General features: G+C 41.3%; 11 protein-coding genes. 3 read left to right on the top strand and 8 right to left on the bottom strand.

The genetic code is table 11. The annotated features are described in order from the left end of the window. Positions 1 to 355 precede the first annotated feature (355 nt). Complete coding sequence (locus J2X77_RS20695; protein ID WP_310082292.1) at positions 356 to 1762, top strand: Gfo/Idh/MocA family oxidoreductase; 1407 nt, start codon at positions 356 to 358, stop codon at positions 1760 to 1762. Between the two features lie 67 nt (positions 1763 to 1829). After that, entirely contained in the window at positions 1830 to 2867 is a 1038-nt protein-coding gene (locus tag J2X77_RS20700; protein ID WP_293879475.1) for a formylglycine-generating enzyme family protein, read from the top strand. A 44-nt stretch (positions 2868 to 2911) separates the two neighbouring features. On the opposite strand, the gene carB is transcribed toward J2X77_RS20700, so the two are convergent. Next, positions 2912 to 5731, bottom strand: a complete 2820-nt coding sequence (gene carB / locus J2X77_RS20705) for a carbamoyl-phosphate synthase large subunit (protein WP_209578755.1) — start codon at positions 5729 to 5731, stop codon at positions 2912 to 2914. A gap of 262 nt (positions 5732 to 5993) precedes the next feature. Next, complete coding sequence (locus J2X77_RS20710; protein WP_209578754.1) at positions 5994 to 8252, bottom strand: beta-N-acetylhexosaminidase; 2259 nt, start codon at positions 8250 to 8252, stop codon at positions 5994 to 5996. A 149-nt stretch (positions 8253 to 8401) separates the two neighbouring features. On the opposite strand from J2X77_RS20710, the gene lipA reads away from it, so the two are divergent. Further along, positions 8402 to 9283 (top strand): lipoyl synthase, encoded by an 882-nt coding sequence (lipA, locus tag J2X77_RS20715; protein WP_046672297.1) that lies wholly within the window; start codon positions 8402 to 8404, stop codon positions 9281 to 9283. Positions 9284 to 9561: 278 nt separating this feature from the next. On the opposite strand, the gene J2X77_RS20720 is transcribed toward lipA, so the two are convergent. The 6 genes from J2X77_RS20720 to pnuC form a co-directional block, all read right to left on the bottom strand. Beyond that, entirely contained in the window at positions 9562 to 12222 is a 2661-nt protein-coding gene (locus J2X77_RS20720; protein WP_209578753.1) for a hypothetical protein, read from the bottom strand. Beyond that, positions 12222 to 13127 carry a GLPGLI family protein gene (locus J2X77_RS20725; RefSeq protein ID WP_310082302.1) on the bottom strand — a complete coding sequence of 302 codons (906 nt, stop codon included), beginning with the start codon at positions 13125 to 13127 and terminating at the stop codon, positions 12222 to 12224. Before J2X77_RS20725 ends, J2X77_RS20720 begins: the two co-directional genes overlap by 1 nt. 123 nt (positions 13128 to 13250) lie before the next feature. Then, entirely contained in the window at positions 13251 to 14906 is a 1656-nt protein-coding gene (locus tag J2X77_RS20730) for an amidohydrolase (protein WP_293879480.1), read from the bottom strand. Positions 14907 to 15198: 292 nt separating this feature from the next. Beyond that, entirely contained in the window at positions 15199 to 15609 is a 411-nt protein-coding gene (locus J2X77_RS20735) for a BrxA/BrxB family bacilliredoxin (protein ID WP_209578750.1), read from the bottom strand. A 146-nt stretch (positions 15610 to 15755) separates the two neighbouring features. Then, positions 15756 to 16289 carry an AAA family ATPase gene (locus J2X77_RS20740; protein WP_209578749.1) on the bottom strand — a complete coding sequence of 178 codons (534 nt, stop codon included), beginning with the start codon at positions 16287 to 16289 and terminating at the stop codon, positions 15756 to 15758. A gap of 23 nt (positions 16290 to 16312) precedes the next feature. Continuing rightward, entirely contained in the window at positions 16313 to 16915 is a 603-nt protein-coding gene (gene pnuC, locus J2X77_RS20745) for a nicotinamide riboside transporter PnuC (protein WP_209578748.1), read from the bottom strand. Positions 16916 to 16989 lie beyond the last annotated feature (74 nt).

Below are 16989 nucleotides of genomic sequence, written 5' to 3' on the forward strand. Positions count from 1 at the left end.
ATCAGCATAGTATCCATCTAGACAATCTAGCTTCAAGGGACAACATGGCTATAATCGTAATTTGGGAATACAGATTTTATGGCGAAATAATTCGTTGTGGCCAATAGCAGAAAGCAATAAATATAACAAATTAAGCAATCGTTTGTGTAAATTGAGCAAACGATTGCTTTCATATTTCATTTTTTATTTCGAAAAAAGTGCCCTATTATTGTCACAGAGATTAAGTTCTTTAAATAGAACCGAATAAAATCCACCCCAAAATGGATTTTTCTATTGACTGTTTAGTTTGTTTTAAAATAGGTGATTTTTTTAAAGGGACCAATTGGTCCCTTTAATTTTATATGAACTTTAAATTATGGATTCTAGAAGAGATTTTCTAAAAAAGGCCGGAATTTTGTCAACACTGGCTGTTTCACTTCCTACCTTGGTGAATGCCAATGGATCAGGAGAGTCGTTTAATATGTGCGGTTATGCAGCTCCTAAAATTGATAAGGTCAGGGTAGCAGTAATTGGACTTGGTATGCGTGGACCTGGAGCTGTTGAACGACTGTCTTATATTGAAGGTTGCGAAATTGTCGCACTTTGCGACAAGCATCTAGACCGGGTGGAGCGTGCAACTAAGATCGTTACATCAAAGGGTTTGGCAGCGCCTAAAGCGTATTCTGGAGAGGATGGCTGGAAATCCTTATTGAAAGAAGAGAAACTTGATCTCGTCTATATCTGTACCCCATGGGATTATCATACGCCCATGAGCATTGCTGCTATGAAAGCGGGTAATCACGTGGCTTGTGAGGTTCCGATCGCATTGACAATCAAGGATTGTTGGGAGGTAGTGAAGACATCCGAGGCAACTAAAAAGCATTGTATGATGCTGGAAAACTGCTGTTATGATTTCTTCGAAATGCTCACGTTGAACATGGTACGTCAAGGCTTGCTTGGTGAACTTATCCATGCCGAGGGTGCTTATATCCATGATTTGCTGGATCTGAATTTTGCAAAGAATGGTTATGATAACATGTGGCGCTTGAGAGAGAATATAAAACTGAATGGGAACTTATATCCTACGCATGGACTCGGACCTGTAGCGCAATGCCTGAATATCAATAGAGGGGATAAAATGAATCATCTTGTCGCCATGTCTTCGAATGATTTCATGATGGGTGAAAAGGCAAAAGAATTAGCCACCAAGGATTCTTTTTTTCAGGAATTTGTCGGAAAGAACTACCGCGGAAATATGAATACAACACTTATCCGTACCGCAAAAGGAAAAACGATTATGCTGCAGCATGATGTTACTTCTCCTAGACCTTACTCCAGATTACATACACTGAGCGGTACGAAAGGTTTTGCTCAAAAATACCCGACAGAAAATATAGCATTTGGCCATGAATTCATTTCAGAGCAAAAGTTAAAAGAGCTGTATGATAAATATACGCCCGAATTGGTGAAGTATATTGGAGAGCAGGCAAAACAGGTGGGTGGACATGGTGGAATGGATTTTATGATGGATTGGCGTCTGATTGACTGTTTGCGTAATGGATTACCGCTGGATCAAGATGTCTATGATGCTGCTTCGTGGAGCTGTGTCGTACCATTGAGCTTTGAATCTGTAGCGAAGAACTGCAAGACCGTTGATATACCGGATTTTACGAAAGGAGCGTGGAAAGATAACAATCCTGTCGACATTACGCTGAAAGGTGGTGGTAATACACCTATTCGTTCAAGAACTGCAAAAAAAGAAAATATACAATTGGGTGTATAGCTCGGTATGTTAGTAATTAATAAAAGGGGAACTTTTTAATGTTCCCCTTTTATGTTTATCTTTAATTATGTTATTCAATCTAACCCTAATGACCTGTTTATCGTTGTTTTCCGCAAATGATACACTTTCTTGTTGTGTTGGGGAAAATATACCAACGCGGGCGGGCATAATTAAATCCCAAATCAATAAGTTAAATAGAAATACCGCTGACAAGATGATATTGGTCGAGGGCGGAACATTTCTAATGGGGAGTTCGAATTTTGAAGATAGTAAGCCATTACATCGGGTTGAATTACATTCATTTTATATGGATGAGCACGAGGTGACAAATGCGCAGTTTGCAGCGTTCGTAAAGGAAACAGGTTATGTGACAGTGGCGGAAAGGGAACTGGATCCTCAGGATTTTCCGGAAGTTGATCCCAAAATGTTGGTCGCGGGTTCAGCCGTATTCTCCAAGCCCAAAGAACTGAATTCATTAAATAATTATCTGATGTGGTGGGAATACGTTCCTGGTGCAAATTGGCAGCATCCAGAAGGACCCAATAGCTCGATAAAAAACAAAATGAATCATCCGGTTGTCCAGGTTGCCTATGAGGATGCTGCAGCTTACGCGAAATGGGCAGGCAAACGATTACCTACGGAAGCAGAATGGGAGTATGCAGCAAGAGCACGGAACGATGCAAACGACGATCTATATTACTGGGGCAAAGATTTGAAACCTCATGGACAATGGATAGCAAATATCTACCAGGGACAATTTCCTATTCAGGATTCTAAAGAAGATGGATTCGAAGGAACAGCACCCGTTAAATCATTTCAGGCAAATGCGCTAGGGCTATATGACATGGAAGGAAATGTGTGGGAATGGTGCGCTGATTTATATAGACCCGATTATTATCAGCATAGTACAATTGCTAACCCCAAAGGACCACAAGATTCTTATGATCCGCAGGAACCAAATCTGGAGAAACGCGTTCAGCGCGGTGGATCATTTCTTTGCAATGATCAATATTGTGAAAGGTATAAAGCCGGAAGTAGGGGAAAGGGCGAAGTCAACAGCCCCACCAATAATGTTGGGTTTCGTTGTGTAAAAGATATCAACTAAAAAAGGCTTGCAATCGCAAGCCTTTTTTAGTTGATTAATATGCCTTATTGGGCATTCAAAAACATTGATTTTTTATTGTACAATTCTCTGAAATATGGATCTTGAAGATCTTTAATAAAGCGAATTGCTTCACCAGTTGATTTCATTTCAGGACCTAATTGTTTGTCCACCTCCGGGAATTTGTTGAAAGAGAATACCGGTTCTTTAATTGCAAATCCTTTCAACTTACGTTCGATTGTGAAGTCTTTTAATTTATTAGCGCCCAACATGACTTTAGTAGCAATATTGATGTATGGAACATCATAAGCTTTTGCGATGAAAGGAACTGTGCGGGATGCACGTGGGTTAGCCTCGATAACATATACATTTTCACCTTTGACAGCAAACTGGATGTTTAGGAGACCACGGACATTTAACGCTTTTGCTAATTTGATCGAGTATTCTTCCATTTTGTCCTGAACAGCTTGTGACAAGCCAAATGGAGGCAATACCGCCGATGAGTCACCAGAGTGGATACCTGCAGGTTCGATGTGTTCCATCATACCAATGATGTGTACCTCTTCACCATCACAGATTGAATCTGATTCAGCTTCTTCGGCACGATCCAGGAAGTGATCGATCAGAATATGGTTTCCAGGAAGGTTTTTCAACAAGTTGACAACCGCTTTTTCTAAGTCTTCGTCGTTGATAACGATGCTCATTCCTTGTCCACCCAACACGTAAGAAGGACGGACCAATACTGGGTATCCCACTTCGTTTGCTACTTGTAATGCTTCTTCTGCCGATGTCGCGACACCGTATCTTGGATATGGAATTTCCAATTCTTTTAAAAGATCGGAGAAACGGCCACGATCTTCTGCCAAGTCCATGTTTTCGAACGAAGTACCGATAATTTTTACACCTAACTGCTCTAGACGTTCAGCCATTTTAAGCGCTGTTTGTCCACCCAGCTGTACGATAACACCTTCTGGTTTTTCTAATTCAATGATCTCACGTACGTGTTCCCAGAATACGGGCTCGAAGTATAATTTGTCAGCCATATTGAAGTCTGTCGAAACAGTCTCTGGGTTACAGTTAACCATAATCGCTTCGTAACCACATTCTTTAGCCGCCAATAAGCCGTGTACACACGAGTAATCGAACTCGATACCTTGACCGATACGGTTTGGACCGGAACCTAAAACGATGATTTTCTTTCTATCTGAAGAGATGGATTCGTTCTCTTCTTCGAAAGTCGAATAGTAGTATGGTGTTTGTGCAGGGAATTCTGCGGCACAAGTATCTACCATTTTGTAAACGCGGTTGATGCCTAGTTCCTTACGACGGTCATATACTTGATCTTCTGTTACATTGCCCAATAACCAAGCTATTTGTACATCTGAATAACCTTTTTGTTTTAAGGTCATGAAGAAATCGCGTGGAATATTATTCAATTGGTAACGACGCAATTCTTGTTCAAGGTGTACCAGCTCTTGGATCTGTACAAGGAACCATTTGTCTATACGGGTTGCTTTACGAATAGATTCCAAAGGAACACCTAATTCGAAAGCATCTTTAATATGGAACAAGCGGTCACCACTTGGATGCTCCAGACTATCCATGATCTCGTCTAAGTTTCTCCATTGACGACCGTCGGCACCTAAACCAGCGCGGCCAGTCTCCAAGGATTGACAGGCTTTTTGTAAAGCTTCGATAAATGTACGGCCGATTGCCATAACTTCACCTACCGCTTTCATCTGTAGACCTAATTCCTTGTTTGCTCCTTTGAATTTATCGAAATTGAAACGCGGGATCTTTACGATCACATAGTCTAACGTTGGTTCAAAATATGCAGATGTTGTTTTTGTGATCTGATTTTGCAATTCATCCAAGTTGTAACCGATTGCTAATTTAGCTGCAATCTTTGCAATTGGATAACCTGTTGCTTTGGATGCCAAAGCGGAAGAGCGTGATACACGTGGATTGATTTCGATGGCAATGATTTCTTCGTTTTCTGGATTTACAGAGAACTGAACATTACAACCACCGGCAAATGTGCCAATGGAACGCATCATCAGAATAGCCTGATTACGCATATCTTGGTAACATTTGTCTGATAATGTCATGCCCGGAGCAACCGTGATCGAGTCTCCAGTGTGAATACCCATTGGATCGAAGTTTTCAATGGTACAGATGATGATGACATTGTCGTTGGTATCACGAAGCAGTTCGAGCTCAAATTCTTTCCAACCCAATACAGCTTGTTCAACCAAAACTTCATGTGTTGGTGAAGCATGTAAACCTCTATTTAAGGCTGCATCAAAATCTTCTTTTCTGTGAACAAATCCGCCACCAGTACCAGCAAGGGTATACGAAGGGCGAATAACAAGCGGATAGCCAATTTCTTGTGCAGCTTCTTTACCTTCTAGGAATGAGTTTGCAATTTTGGATGTTGCAACGCCCACGCCAATATCAACCATTAATTGACGGAATTCTTCACGGTTTTCAGTTTTTTCAATGGCAGCAACATCAACACCGATAACTTTTACGTTGTATTTTTCCCAAAGACCTAGGTTGGAAGCTTCGATACATAAGTTCAAAGCGGTCTGTCCACCCATGGTAGGAAGTACAGCGTCAATGTTGTGTTTTTGCAAAATCTCTTCAATACTTTCGCAGGTTAATGGAAGTAAGTAGACATTGTCCGCAACAACTTTATCCGTCATGATTGTTGCAGGGTTTGAGTTGATGATGGATACTTCAATACCTTCTTCTTTCAATGAAAGGGATGCTTGAGATCCAGAATAATCAAATTCACAAGCTTGACCGATAACGATGGGACCTGATCCGATGATTAAAACCGACTTAATGGAAGTGTTTCTTGGCATTATATCTAGTTCAAAAAATTAAATTTCCTATTGTAAATCTGAGCAAAGACAATCAAAAATAGCTCATGGGGAAGGGTCATTCCGACTGCTTTGTCGGAGTGCAAAGTTACATTTTAAAATTTGAAAATTAAGTATTTATTTTAAGAATATTTAAAAAAAACATTTGGTTTGTTGGAAAGGTGCGCCTTAAAATGCAAAAACGAGTTGAAAAACATAAGTAAAATGTTCTCCAACTCGTATTGGATAAGGGTGTTCGATTTTATTAATAGACGATTATTTCGTCCGTAAATAGGAAGCCCTTTTTAGGGTTGCTCGCTTTGATTTTGATATAACGCGCTTGCTGTGCTTTGTCCAGCTTAAGTTCAAACCTTTTAAAAGTCAATTTTGATTCTTTATCGGAGATGTCATTTTTAATCGTTCCGACGGATCTAAAAGTACGGCCATTATCCGAAAGCAGCACTTCCATTTCTCCGGGCATATACACACCAGGTCCAATAAGCTGCATGAAATTCATGGCTACCAAATGTATTTCTTCTCTTCTCTCCATATCGACAACAACATCAATAGGGCTCGTGAATCCTTGCCATTGCCCATCATGATAGGAGAGCCCGCCCATGATTCCGTTTGTTAAGGTCGAATCTTTTTGTGCCGGATACCCCGACCATGGTGAATTGTAGGTTACCTTTTTTCCAATGGCGCGGTGGATATCAATAGTAAAGGATATCGTAGGGCCTATTTTGATCGAATCTTGAAAATAAGCGGCATTGATATGTCCTGTTGAGCTCAATTCAAATGGCCCCGTATACGGTGTTGACTGGATGGTAGGCTCACTGCCATCTATCGTATATCGAATCTGATCTGTTTTAAGTTGTTCTGTTGTTAACGTGATTTTATTGTTGTTTTTTGCTGGATTGTATGTTGCCGTATAAGCGACATTATAGGAAGGACGATAATAGTTAACGTTCAGATCCTGTAATAGCTTGTAATGAGATTGTAGTCGTCGCTGAAAATCTGTCCAGTTCTTCGCATCTTTGTTGGTCCAGTTGACCTCAGCCAATGCTAGCGCCCGTGGAAATACCATATATTCGAGATGTTCGGTGGTAGGGACATATTCTGTCCATATATTGGCCTGCGCACCGAGAATATGCTTGGCTTTATCTCCTTGTATGGCTGATGGAATTGGATCATAGGAATAGACCTTATCCAGAGTCAGATAGCCGCCGATGGCTTCAGGCTGTGTACGAGGGTCTGTCTGATAAGAATCAAAATAGAGGTGTGACACTGGAGTCATGATGACATCGTGACCGGCATTAGCAGCCTTTATGCCGCCATCTTCACTGCGCCAGCTCATGACCGTCGCCCCTTCAGTGAGGCCGCCTTCCAGAATTTCGTCCCAACCGATCAGTTTCCTCCCTTTGGATTGCAAGTATACGTCCATTTGCTTGATCGCATAACTTTGCAGTTCATCGACAGATTTTAATTCTTCTTTTTGCATGAGTGCCTGATCTTTTGGGCAGGTTTCCCAATGCTTTTTCTCGGCTTCATCACCGCCGATATGGATGTACGGAGAAGGGAATATCGTAAGGACTTCATCCAAGACATTTTTTAAGAACTCAAAGGTTTTTTCATTTCCGATACAGAATTCGCCTTGACTATAAGGTTTTCCTGAACAAGAGAGTTCCGGATAGACGGCCAATACTTCTTCAGAATGTCCTGGCATTTCAATCTCAGGGATGACATTGATTCCTTTTCTGGCGGCATAATCGACCAATTCGCGAGCCTCTTCCTGCGTATAGAAACCACCGCTGGCATTAGGTGTACCTTTGTCTACATACTGGCGACCATTATTCCACCAATCTTTCCAGCTTGTATGGGTACGCCAGGCGGCTTTTTGCGTCAATTCAGGATATTTTTTGATTTCAAGCCGCCATCCAGCGCCGTCGGTTAAATGCCAATGAAAGTTATTGAACTTATAGATGGCCATGATGTCGATATACTTTTTTACAAAGGATAAGGGCATAAAATGGCGCGATACATCGAGGTGTAGACCACGGTAGGTAAATCGAGGTTCATCAATAATTGTCGCAAAGGCTATTTTACTTGGGTCAGCTTGTAGGTAGCCTAATTGAATGAGGGTATAAATCCCATTGATAATTTGAGGCACATTCCAAGCCCTGAGCAGCAGGCCTTTTTCATCAATCTGGATGGAATAGGCATTTTTGCTGAGATTGTCTGCATCGACTGCTTTGATAATGCGAAAGCCTTCTTTTGGTGCTTTTTTATTTTTTTTGAGTACTTCGACGGATAGACTTTTGATTGCAGGATGTTCAGTAAGCAATTGGGTGGTCTCCTGAAACTCATCTGAAACAATAACCGGAAGATGTGCAGGGATAGCATATGTTCCCGTGGCCAATGTGATTTTCGAAGGTTTGGGTATAATGTCAAAGTTGGTTTGGGCCTGTGCAGCAAAGATAGATGCACCCCCAAGTAACAACATGGATAAAGATTGGCTCAGTCGCATAGTTTTGTTATTAGATTAATGATAATCAACACAAATATCCTAATTTTTGTTTCATTATTCTATTAATGCCGATAAACGGTCATTTTTTATGATATAAAACCAACAAATAGACGGTTAGAAATTACATTTTTAATCCTTAACTTTGTTGTATGATTGAACTTCCAGTTATTCCGGCAACTCCTGCACAGCGCAAGCCTGATTGGTTGCGTGTCAAATTGCCTGTTGGTAAAGAATATAGACATGTCAGAAGTCTTGTAGACGAACATAAATTACATACGATTTGTGAGAGTGGAAATTGCCCGAATATGGGCGAATGTTGGGGGGCTGGAACGGCAACCTTCATGATTTTGGGGAATATCTGTACACGTTCTTGTTCGTTTTGTGCGGTAGCAACTGGCCGTCCGCTAGCGGTAGATTTGGATGAACCAAATCGGGTGGCGAATTCGGTTAAGTTGATGCAGGTTAAACATTGTGTGATTACTTCGGTAGATCGCGACGATCTAAAGGATGGTGGTTCAATTATTTGGGCCGAGACCATCAACGCTATCCGCAGAGAAAGCCCTGAAACGACATTGGAAACACTTCTGCCGGATTTTAAAGGACAATGGGATAATTTAGACCGCGTGATCGCAGTTCGCCCCGAAGTTGTTTCACACAACTTGGAAACGGTTCGTCGTCTGACAAGAGAGGTTCGTGTTCAAGCTAAATATGATCGTTCATTGGAATGTCTGCGCAGAATTTCTGAAGCGGGTCTCCGTACAAAATCAGGTATTATGCTTGGTTTAGGTGAAACTGAGGAAGATGTTATCGAGGCAATGCAAGATTTATATAACGTCGGGGTACATATTTTGACATTGGGTCAGTATTTACAGCCTACGAAAGCTCACCATCCTGTAATCGAATGGATTACACCTGCACAGTTTGAGAAATATCAGAAAATTGGTTTGGAAATGGGATTCAAGTATGTGGAGTCTGGACCATTGGTACGTTCATCCTACCATGCTGAAAAACATCTATTCGATATGCAATAGAAAACGGTTTTAAAGTTTTTTGAAGGTATATTTCGCCTTATAGTGGAATTATCTTTGCACGATATAAAAAAAAGAAGCCTGAGTGATTTTTTTGCTCAGGCTTCTTTTTTCTGCTTTTTTTATTAACCGGTCTGCCTCTTGGGTTTGAAGAAACCACTACTTATGTTCATTATTGATGAATTTGCTAAAATAGCAAGATTTCGATTGGAACAGATTGGTCTATAGGTAGGCGAGCATTAGGCCATCGCAATTGTTTCTTTCCGATATGGCCTGAGGCCTTATAGGTTAAAAATTGTACGGAGTAAAACTGTTCTCCCGCGAAGTTCAAATTCATGCTGAGAAATCATATTGGCGGTCATCATATAGGTGCGATAGTTTTTAATATTGGCCAAATTATTCATTTCCAATTCGAAGTCCATTTTCCATTTGTTGACCTTATAGCGCGCAAAAAAGTCTATGAAGGTATAACTTGCATTCTTCATGTCTGTTTGGAAGGTAGCGAGATTGCGGATGTTCACACGCATGAAGCCGTTTTGGAAGGGGTTAGCCGGGAAGCCTATATTATGCATCATTGTGGTGGTTTTATTTTGGATCACATTACCCAGCCCTTGTTGTTTGCTCCAGCTCCAATTGAATAGTCCTGAATAGGAAATGTGATAAGATTGAAAGACTTTAGCTTCTATACTAGGCTGAAATTGATAGCTTATACTTCGAATAGGGACTAGGGCATTGTTTAACAATTGATTGTATTTGAAGTAAGAAATGCTTCCTTTTAGTTTGAGGGTACTTGCCAGGGGGAAAATGTATTTATCAAACCCGATCTGTGAAGACCAGCGCTCCTGCAGGTTATCCATATTGACCAGGATATTCTCGGTGATGTTTTTTTTTATAACGGAAGATAATATCGTGTTGGAAAGTGATCTTGAATAGCTAATACCAGCATGTGCAAATAATACTTTTAGGGTACGTGCCAGATTGTAATTCAGATTAAATGAATGCTTTTGAGATTCATTTAGCGCTGCATTATTTTGGCTGAGCATTCTATAGTTCCGTAATACCGCACCACGGTATATATCTTCTATGTTGCCAATGTCCTGCGCAAATTGATAGTTAAATTGAAAATAGTCTTCTTGAGAAACCTGCCATCTCGCTTTTAAATTAGGATTGATCAGCACGGAATTTTTGGAAGTGGACAGCTGATGACTGATGTCTTCATAATGCGTAAATAAATAGGTCACCGGAATATCCAACTGGGTTTCAAACCGATTTGTTTTCCAGGAATATTGAGGTGTAATGAATGCTTGGGTTCTGCTCCAATGCAGATCATTACGCATCCTTTCTCCGAGTGTCCGAATACCGTGGTCCTCGTCATCTATGCTGAGCAAAGAGTTGAAATGCTGGCGGTCGATATTGACCCCAATTTGATAGTATTGCTTGAACTTTCCTTTATTGAAGCGGTAACCTGTACTGATCTCTGTAAAAAATGAAGGTACTTCCATGTGTTGAAGAATACTTTTATAGGCCGTATTATCGTTTAGTATTTCGGGAAAAAGACCGGGGTAGATCTGCAACGACTGGGGCTTGTTGCCGTAATTTAAAGACCAGTTAATTGCAATAATGTCATTGTTTTCAAGTTGGGGTATATAGCTGAAAAGGTTGCTGAATCCCTTGATGTGGTGTTTTTGAAATTGGTCGATCTGGCCGGAAGAGTTTGTCAATAGGGCTCTTATATCGCTCTTTTCATACTCAAGTGACAAGGCATTGCTCGCATACTGCTGTTCGGTATTGGTGGACGCCGAAAGTCTGGCTGTGCCAAGCCATCGCGCTGTTTTCAGATGATTTTGCTCATTAAAATAGACGTCGCCATCATCGAGCAGGTATTGTGTGTTTGAGGCATTATTTTGCCTATTGTTGTCGTATAATGCCTGAATATTTGATTTTAGCTGCCAATGATTCTTGAGGTTGTATAGGTTATTGGTGTTTAGCGAACCTGTATTGTTGAAATAATAGTTGCTTTTAGGAATGTTGGGACTTCCTGTTGTGTTGGTGCTCAGGAGGTTATTGACGGGTGATCGGCCAAATTTGGCCAATAAGGACGACTGATTGTCACCAATGATATCTCCAGAAAGATCTCTGCCGATACTATTTCCGCTAAGAACATTTAGCATCTTTACTTTCTTGTTAAACAAGATTGAATTCAGTTCGGGATCGTACAGACTAGGGGGACCGGCAGCGATTTTAGCCTGTCCCGTGAGTTTTAACTTCGCTTCGTCTTTAATAACCAGGTTAATAGCAACGTCGTCTGTAAATCTTTTATTTTTGAGAACCTTATAATGTTCATGGTTGTCGAGCACCTGAATGTCCTTCACCATTTTGTGTGGGATAGTCCGTGTACCGATTCCATAGCGATTTTCCAATAGGTCGTCCCCGTCGATGTAAAGTTTAGAAACGGTTTTGTCCTGGTATTTAATAAGACCCGATTCAGTCACTTCCATGCCAGGAAGGCGCTTGATGACATCACCGATATTTCGGTCTTCTTCTTTGGCAAAAGAGCCAACATCGTAGGAGATGGTATCATTGGAACGGGTGACCTTTGGCTTGCTTTTTACAACGACATCTTGCAATAGATTGTTTTTTGGAAGGAGTATAATCCGGAGATTTGAGGTCTGAGAACCAAGTTTACGTTCAAATTTCTCATAGGTTAGGTGGTTGATCTGCAGGTAGATGTTTGTGTAGTCCTTCGTTAAGGTAACGGCAAAGCGACCCTCTTTATCCGTCGGTTTAAAGGCAATAATTTTATTTCCTGAGAGGATATTAACACTGGCGTAGGGTACAGTACGAAATGTTTTATCCACTTGGACTGTTCCACTAATCGTTTGCTGGGCAAAGATGCTCTGCCCAAGCAATACGACTATTAATAAACATAGAAATACTTTCATTAAGGCGTCAGCTCTATCGGATTATTGGTAACTTTTGAAGGTTTGTATTTATCGTCTTTTGAAATATTGAAACTCTTTATTTTTGACGGATCCAAAGCACCAACCGGGGAGCCCCCTCCAGAGCCGGAACTGGATCTAACCACGGCCATGTTTCCTGATGAACCTACACTGATGGTTCTGTTTTTTCCCGATTGCGCTTGCATATAAGCTTGTGGATTGGCCTTGAAGGCTTCCTGAATTTTTTTTACTTCTTCTGCAGTGGTTGTGATGACATTCTGCGGCAGAGCGACCGATGTTTTGCCATCTTCAATTTTGTCGAATCCAGCGTAAGCAAAAATGACTTCATTTTTTGTGTCTCGGGCATCCAGGATTAGGCCAGGAAGACCATGGAGTTTCCACGGTCCATAAGAAAACGGCAGTTCGGTTGTAAACCAGGCAATATAGGTCCGGCCTTTGAATGTTGTTTTCGCGTTCTGACAGTTATAGCCACCAATTTCTTTGTGTTCACCCAGCATTTCCCAATCTTGTGTGGGGTAGGACTGTGGAATGGCAAAATTGTCGCTGGCAACACTAATCACTTCGGTCATTTTGTTTTGATTGGCGTCTAATAAATAGGAAGAACTTGATGGCGTAGAGCGCTTAGTAATGGTTAGTGTACCGTCGAAGCCAGGGCCCTCCATTTGTCTCTTGACCTCTTCCTGCATACGCTTGGTCGAGTAGGAAGTATAATAGCTTCCTTGTTGATTGAGGTAGGTAACAGTTTCGTCTCGTATAAATTGATCCAGTTGGGTGCTATCGTTTACATGTTTGAATTCGTAGTGAACCTTGGCAATAGCTGGGGCACTTTCTTGTGTAAATGATAACTGTGTCATGACAGCTAGTAGAAATGATAATGTATATTTCATAAAATTATGTTTATATCGTAAATGTACGAAATATTCGTAATAATCAAGATTTATTTCATTTTCGCGCTTGATTTTTGGAAGGCAAAGGAAATAGAGATCAGTACAAGGCTCGTTACTAACGGGTTATTGAGTGGTTCTATTCGTGTTGCTATTAAAAACCGTCTCGCCAGCAATGACTGTCCGTTCTGTTTTTACATTTCGCAGTTGCTCATTCGGGATGTTCAAGATATCCTTTTCGAGGATAACAAAATCCGCATCTTTTCCAACTTCGATGCTGCCCCGTTTCTTGTCTTGAAAGCACGAGAATGCCGCCCATATGGTCATTCCTCGCAGGGCATCTTCACGGCTTATCGCGTCTTGCATCTGAAATCCCTGGTCTGGATACCCTTTTTTGTCGACACGAGCCACTGCTGCATGGAAACCATATAAAGGATTGAAGTGTTCTACCGGGAAATCACTTCCCAAAGCGAGTTTCCCGTATTCTTCCAACAGATGCTTATAAGCATAAGCGCCTTTCATACGTTCTGCCCCTAGCCGGTCTTTGGCCCAGTACATATCTGAGGTGGCATGTGTGGGCTGTACTGAAGGGATGATTTGGTACTCTCTAAATTTGTCAAAATCTGTAGGCGATATAATCTGAGCGTGCTCAATACGCCATCTCCGGTCATTGTTATTGTGCGGGTATTTGCCGTAGATATCCAAGATAATACGATTGGCCGAATCGCCTATGGCATGGGTATTTGCCTGAAATTTGCTTGCAGCGATCTGTTTGATCATTTCTTCATACTCCTGCGGACTATGAAGTAAAAAACCATGTGTGGGTGCATCATGGTAATGGGCGAGGAGGCAGGCTCCACGGGAACCCAGCGCACCATCGGCAAGTAGTTTAAACCCTTTGATTTCGAACCGGTCGGTCTCATAGAAACCTTGGTCGATAAATGATTTTATATTTTGAGGACTACCGAGGATCATGGCATAATCTCTGATTTTTAGCTGGCCTTCGCGGTAGTATTTTTTTAAAAGTTCGAGTCTCTCTTTTGATAAACCTGCATCAACAATTGAGGTAAGACCTACAGAAAGTAAAGAGTCCTGTGTGCGTTTGATCATTCTTAAGTATTCCTTTTCGTTGGGAACAGGGATTGTCTTATTGACAAGCTCCATTGCATTGTCGATCAACAGACCATTTGGTATGTTATTGATCCCCCCGACCACCCCACCGCGGATGCTGGGAGTACTGGTTAATTTGGCCCATTCCAGCGCTTTGGAATTGGCGACGGCCGCATGATAATCTACCCGCATAAGATAAACGGGAATATCAGGGAATGCTTTATCCAACAAATCTTTGGTGGGAAAAGCTTTATCTTTCCAGCGATTTTGGTCCCAACCTGCACCGATCAGCCAGGTTTTGTCTGGATTCTTCTGCCTGTAGTTTTTGACACGTTGAATGATCTCTTCAAAGGAGTCAGCCCCGTTTAGATCGACTTGATCCATTAATTCGGCTTCGTCAAACAGATGCGCATGGGCGTCATAAAATCCGGGGTAAATGGGTTTTCCTTCTGCATCAATCTTTTCCTTTGCTTTATATTTCCGCTGTATTTCATCATCCGAACCGATGGCTATAAATTTACCATCTTTGACCGCAAATGCCTGTGCTGTACTAAATGTGGAATCTACGGTATATACTTGCGCATGATATACAATAAAGTCCACTTTGGTTTGTGGAGAGCATGCGATGATCGTCAAGCAGAAAAAAAGAATGGTTATTGGAAGGGTTTTCATAGCCTAAAAATAGAAAAAAGCTTTTAATAAACTGCATCTGAGTTAGTGGCAAGGTATACTGGAGCTCAGGTTTGAGGTTTTGACAGGTTGGTGGAATGCCCTTTGGCAAAGAACCTAGGCTATTTTATGGTGTATGGCTAAGAAAAAGATAACCTGTTAAGTAATGAAATATGAAACGTTCCTTGAAGGAAGGATATGGGGATACACTGTATGCTGCTGCATTTTAAAAAGCAAAAAAGGCTATCCAATTAAATTTGGATAGCCTTTTCAATTCAAAAATCAAAATACGTGATTAACAGTACTCGTCAAATGCTGCGACTAAGTTGTCAGCGATCATTTGAGCTGGGCGACCTTCAATCATATGTCTTTCAATCATGTGTACCAGTTTTCCGTCTTTGAACAAAGCCATTGCTGGAGAAGATGGCGGATAAGGCAACATGTAATTACGAGCAGTGTTAACAGCATCCGTTTCCATACCTGCAAAAACAGTTACTAATTTAGCAGGGTGTTTTTCATTTTTGACAGCAGCTTTTGCAGCAGGACGAGCATTTGCTGCCGCACAACCGCAAACAGAGTTTACAACCACAAAAACGGTTCCTTCTGATGCAATCGCCTGATCAACTGCTTCAGGTGTTTTTAATTCTTCGAATCCTGCATCAACTAATTCTTGACGCATTGGAGCTACTAAATATTCTGGATACATTATTTCTTAAGTAAAATGTTAATATTCTATTTCAATTGTGTGTGATAAAACTTCCTATCCTTGACCTAGATCGGGTCAGGCACCGCAAGTTCTATTTCACTTGTACAAATATAGCTGTAAAAGGCAGCTTCGTCAAGATGCTTGTCTCAAATCAATGTCAGAAAATCGTTTACTGCGCGAAGTCCATTTTCAAGACGCTGCTCACCGAGCCCAGACACAATGCGATATTGTGCATGAAGGGCTGTCAATTCACCTTTCCAGATTTCCATAAAATGATCCCGTTGTTCGGGGAAATCTCGTAACGGATCATCCTGCCAGGGCAGATCGATATCCATCAGGAGATAAAGGTCGTAGGGATGTTGCTGGATTTTATCGGTAACTTCTTCTGGAGTATGGCCAAATAGATAATCAGACCAGATTTTTACGGTAAGGAAGGTCGTGTCGCAAATAAGAATTTGTCCTTGAGCTAATGGAACCAGTGCTTCTTCAAGTGCGACCTGTCCATAAAACATATTGACTTCGTCCTGTAAGGTGTATTTATTGTTGAGGCCTTGACAATAATAGCGTGAATATTCGGGTACACATACCGTTTTAAACTCTTTGGCAAGAAACTGTGCCATCGTTGATTTTCCAGTAGACTCGGGGCCAACAACAGCAATTTTTATAAATTCTTTTCCCACATCGATCGTTTTGATAGGCAATATTACGCAAAATTTTTATAGGTTTTCTGCCAATCGCGGTAGCCATTCCAGGCGATGACCGCGAAGACAAAATAAAGCACGGCTGTCAACATAAGATCTTTATGGATGTAGAGTGGGATATAACAAATGTCTACAAACACCCAAAGTAGCCAGTTCTGGAGGACTTTTCTGGTCATCAGGAATTGGGCGACAAAACTTACCGATGTACAGAATGCATCAATGTAGGGCACATCCGAATTAGTTTTGCGGTCGAGAAGGTACCCGATGGAGATGGTGAGGATAAATATGGCTAAACAGCAGAGAAGCAATTGATTGCTGTTAGCATTGACGATGGGTTTCTTTTTTTCCTCTTTTCGTTTTATCCAATAGTACCAGCCGTAAACAGCAGTAGATAAAAAGTAGAATTGCAGGACAGTGTCTCCGTATAGTTTGGCATCATAAAACAGAATAGCATAGGACGCCACGCTGATGATACTAATGGGCCAATTCCATATGTTTTGCTTAGCGGCCAAATAGACACAAAGGAAGCCTGTCAGTGTACCTAACCATTCGAGCCAAGAGGTATGGGCAAATTGGCGGGCAATCTGCTGAAAAAAATCCTGCATGTGGTGTGTTAAAAATTACACCCTAAATATACAAAGTCCAACCAATAGTCAGTAATTGTTTATCCAATAGTCGA

It is taken from the genome of Sphingobacterium sp. 2149, assembly GCF_031455655.1.
Lineage (GTDB): Bacteria > Bacteroidota > Bacteroidia > Sphingobacteriales > Sphingobacteriaceae > Sphingobacterium.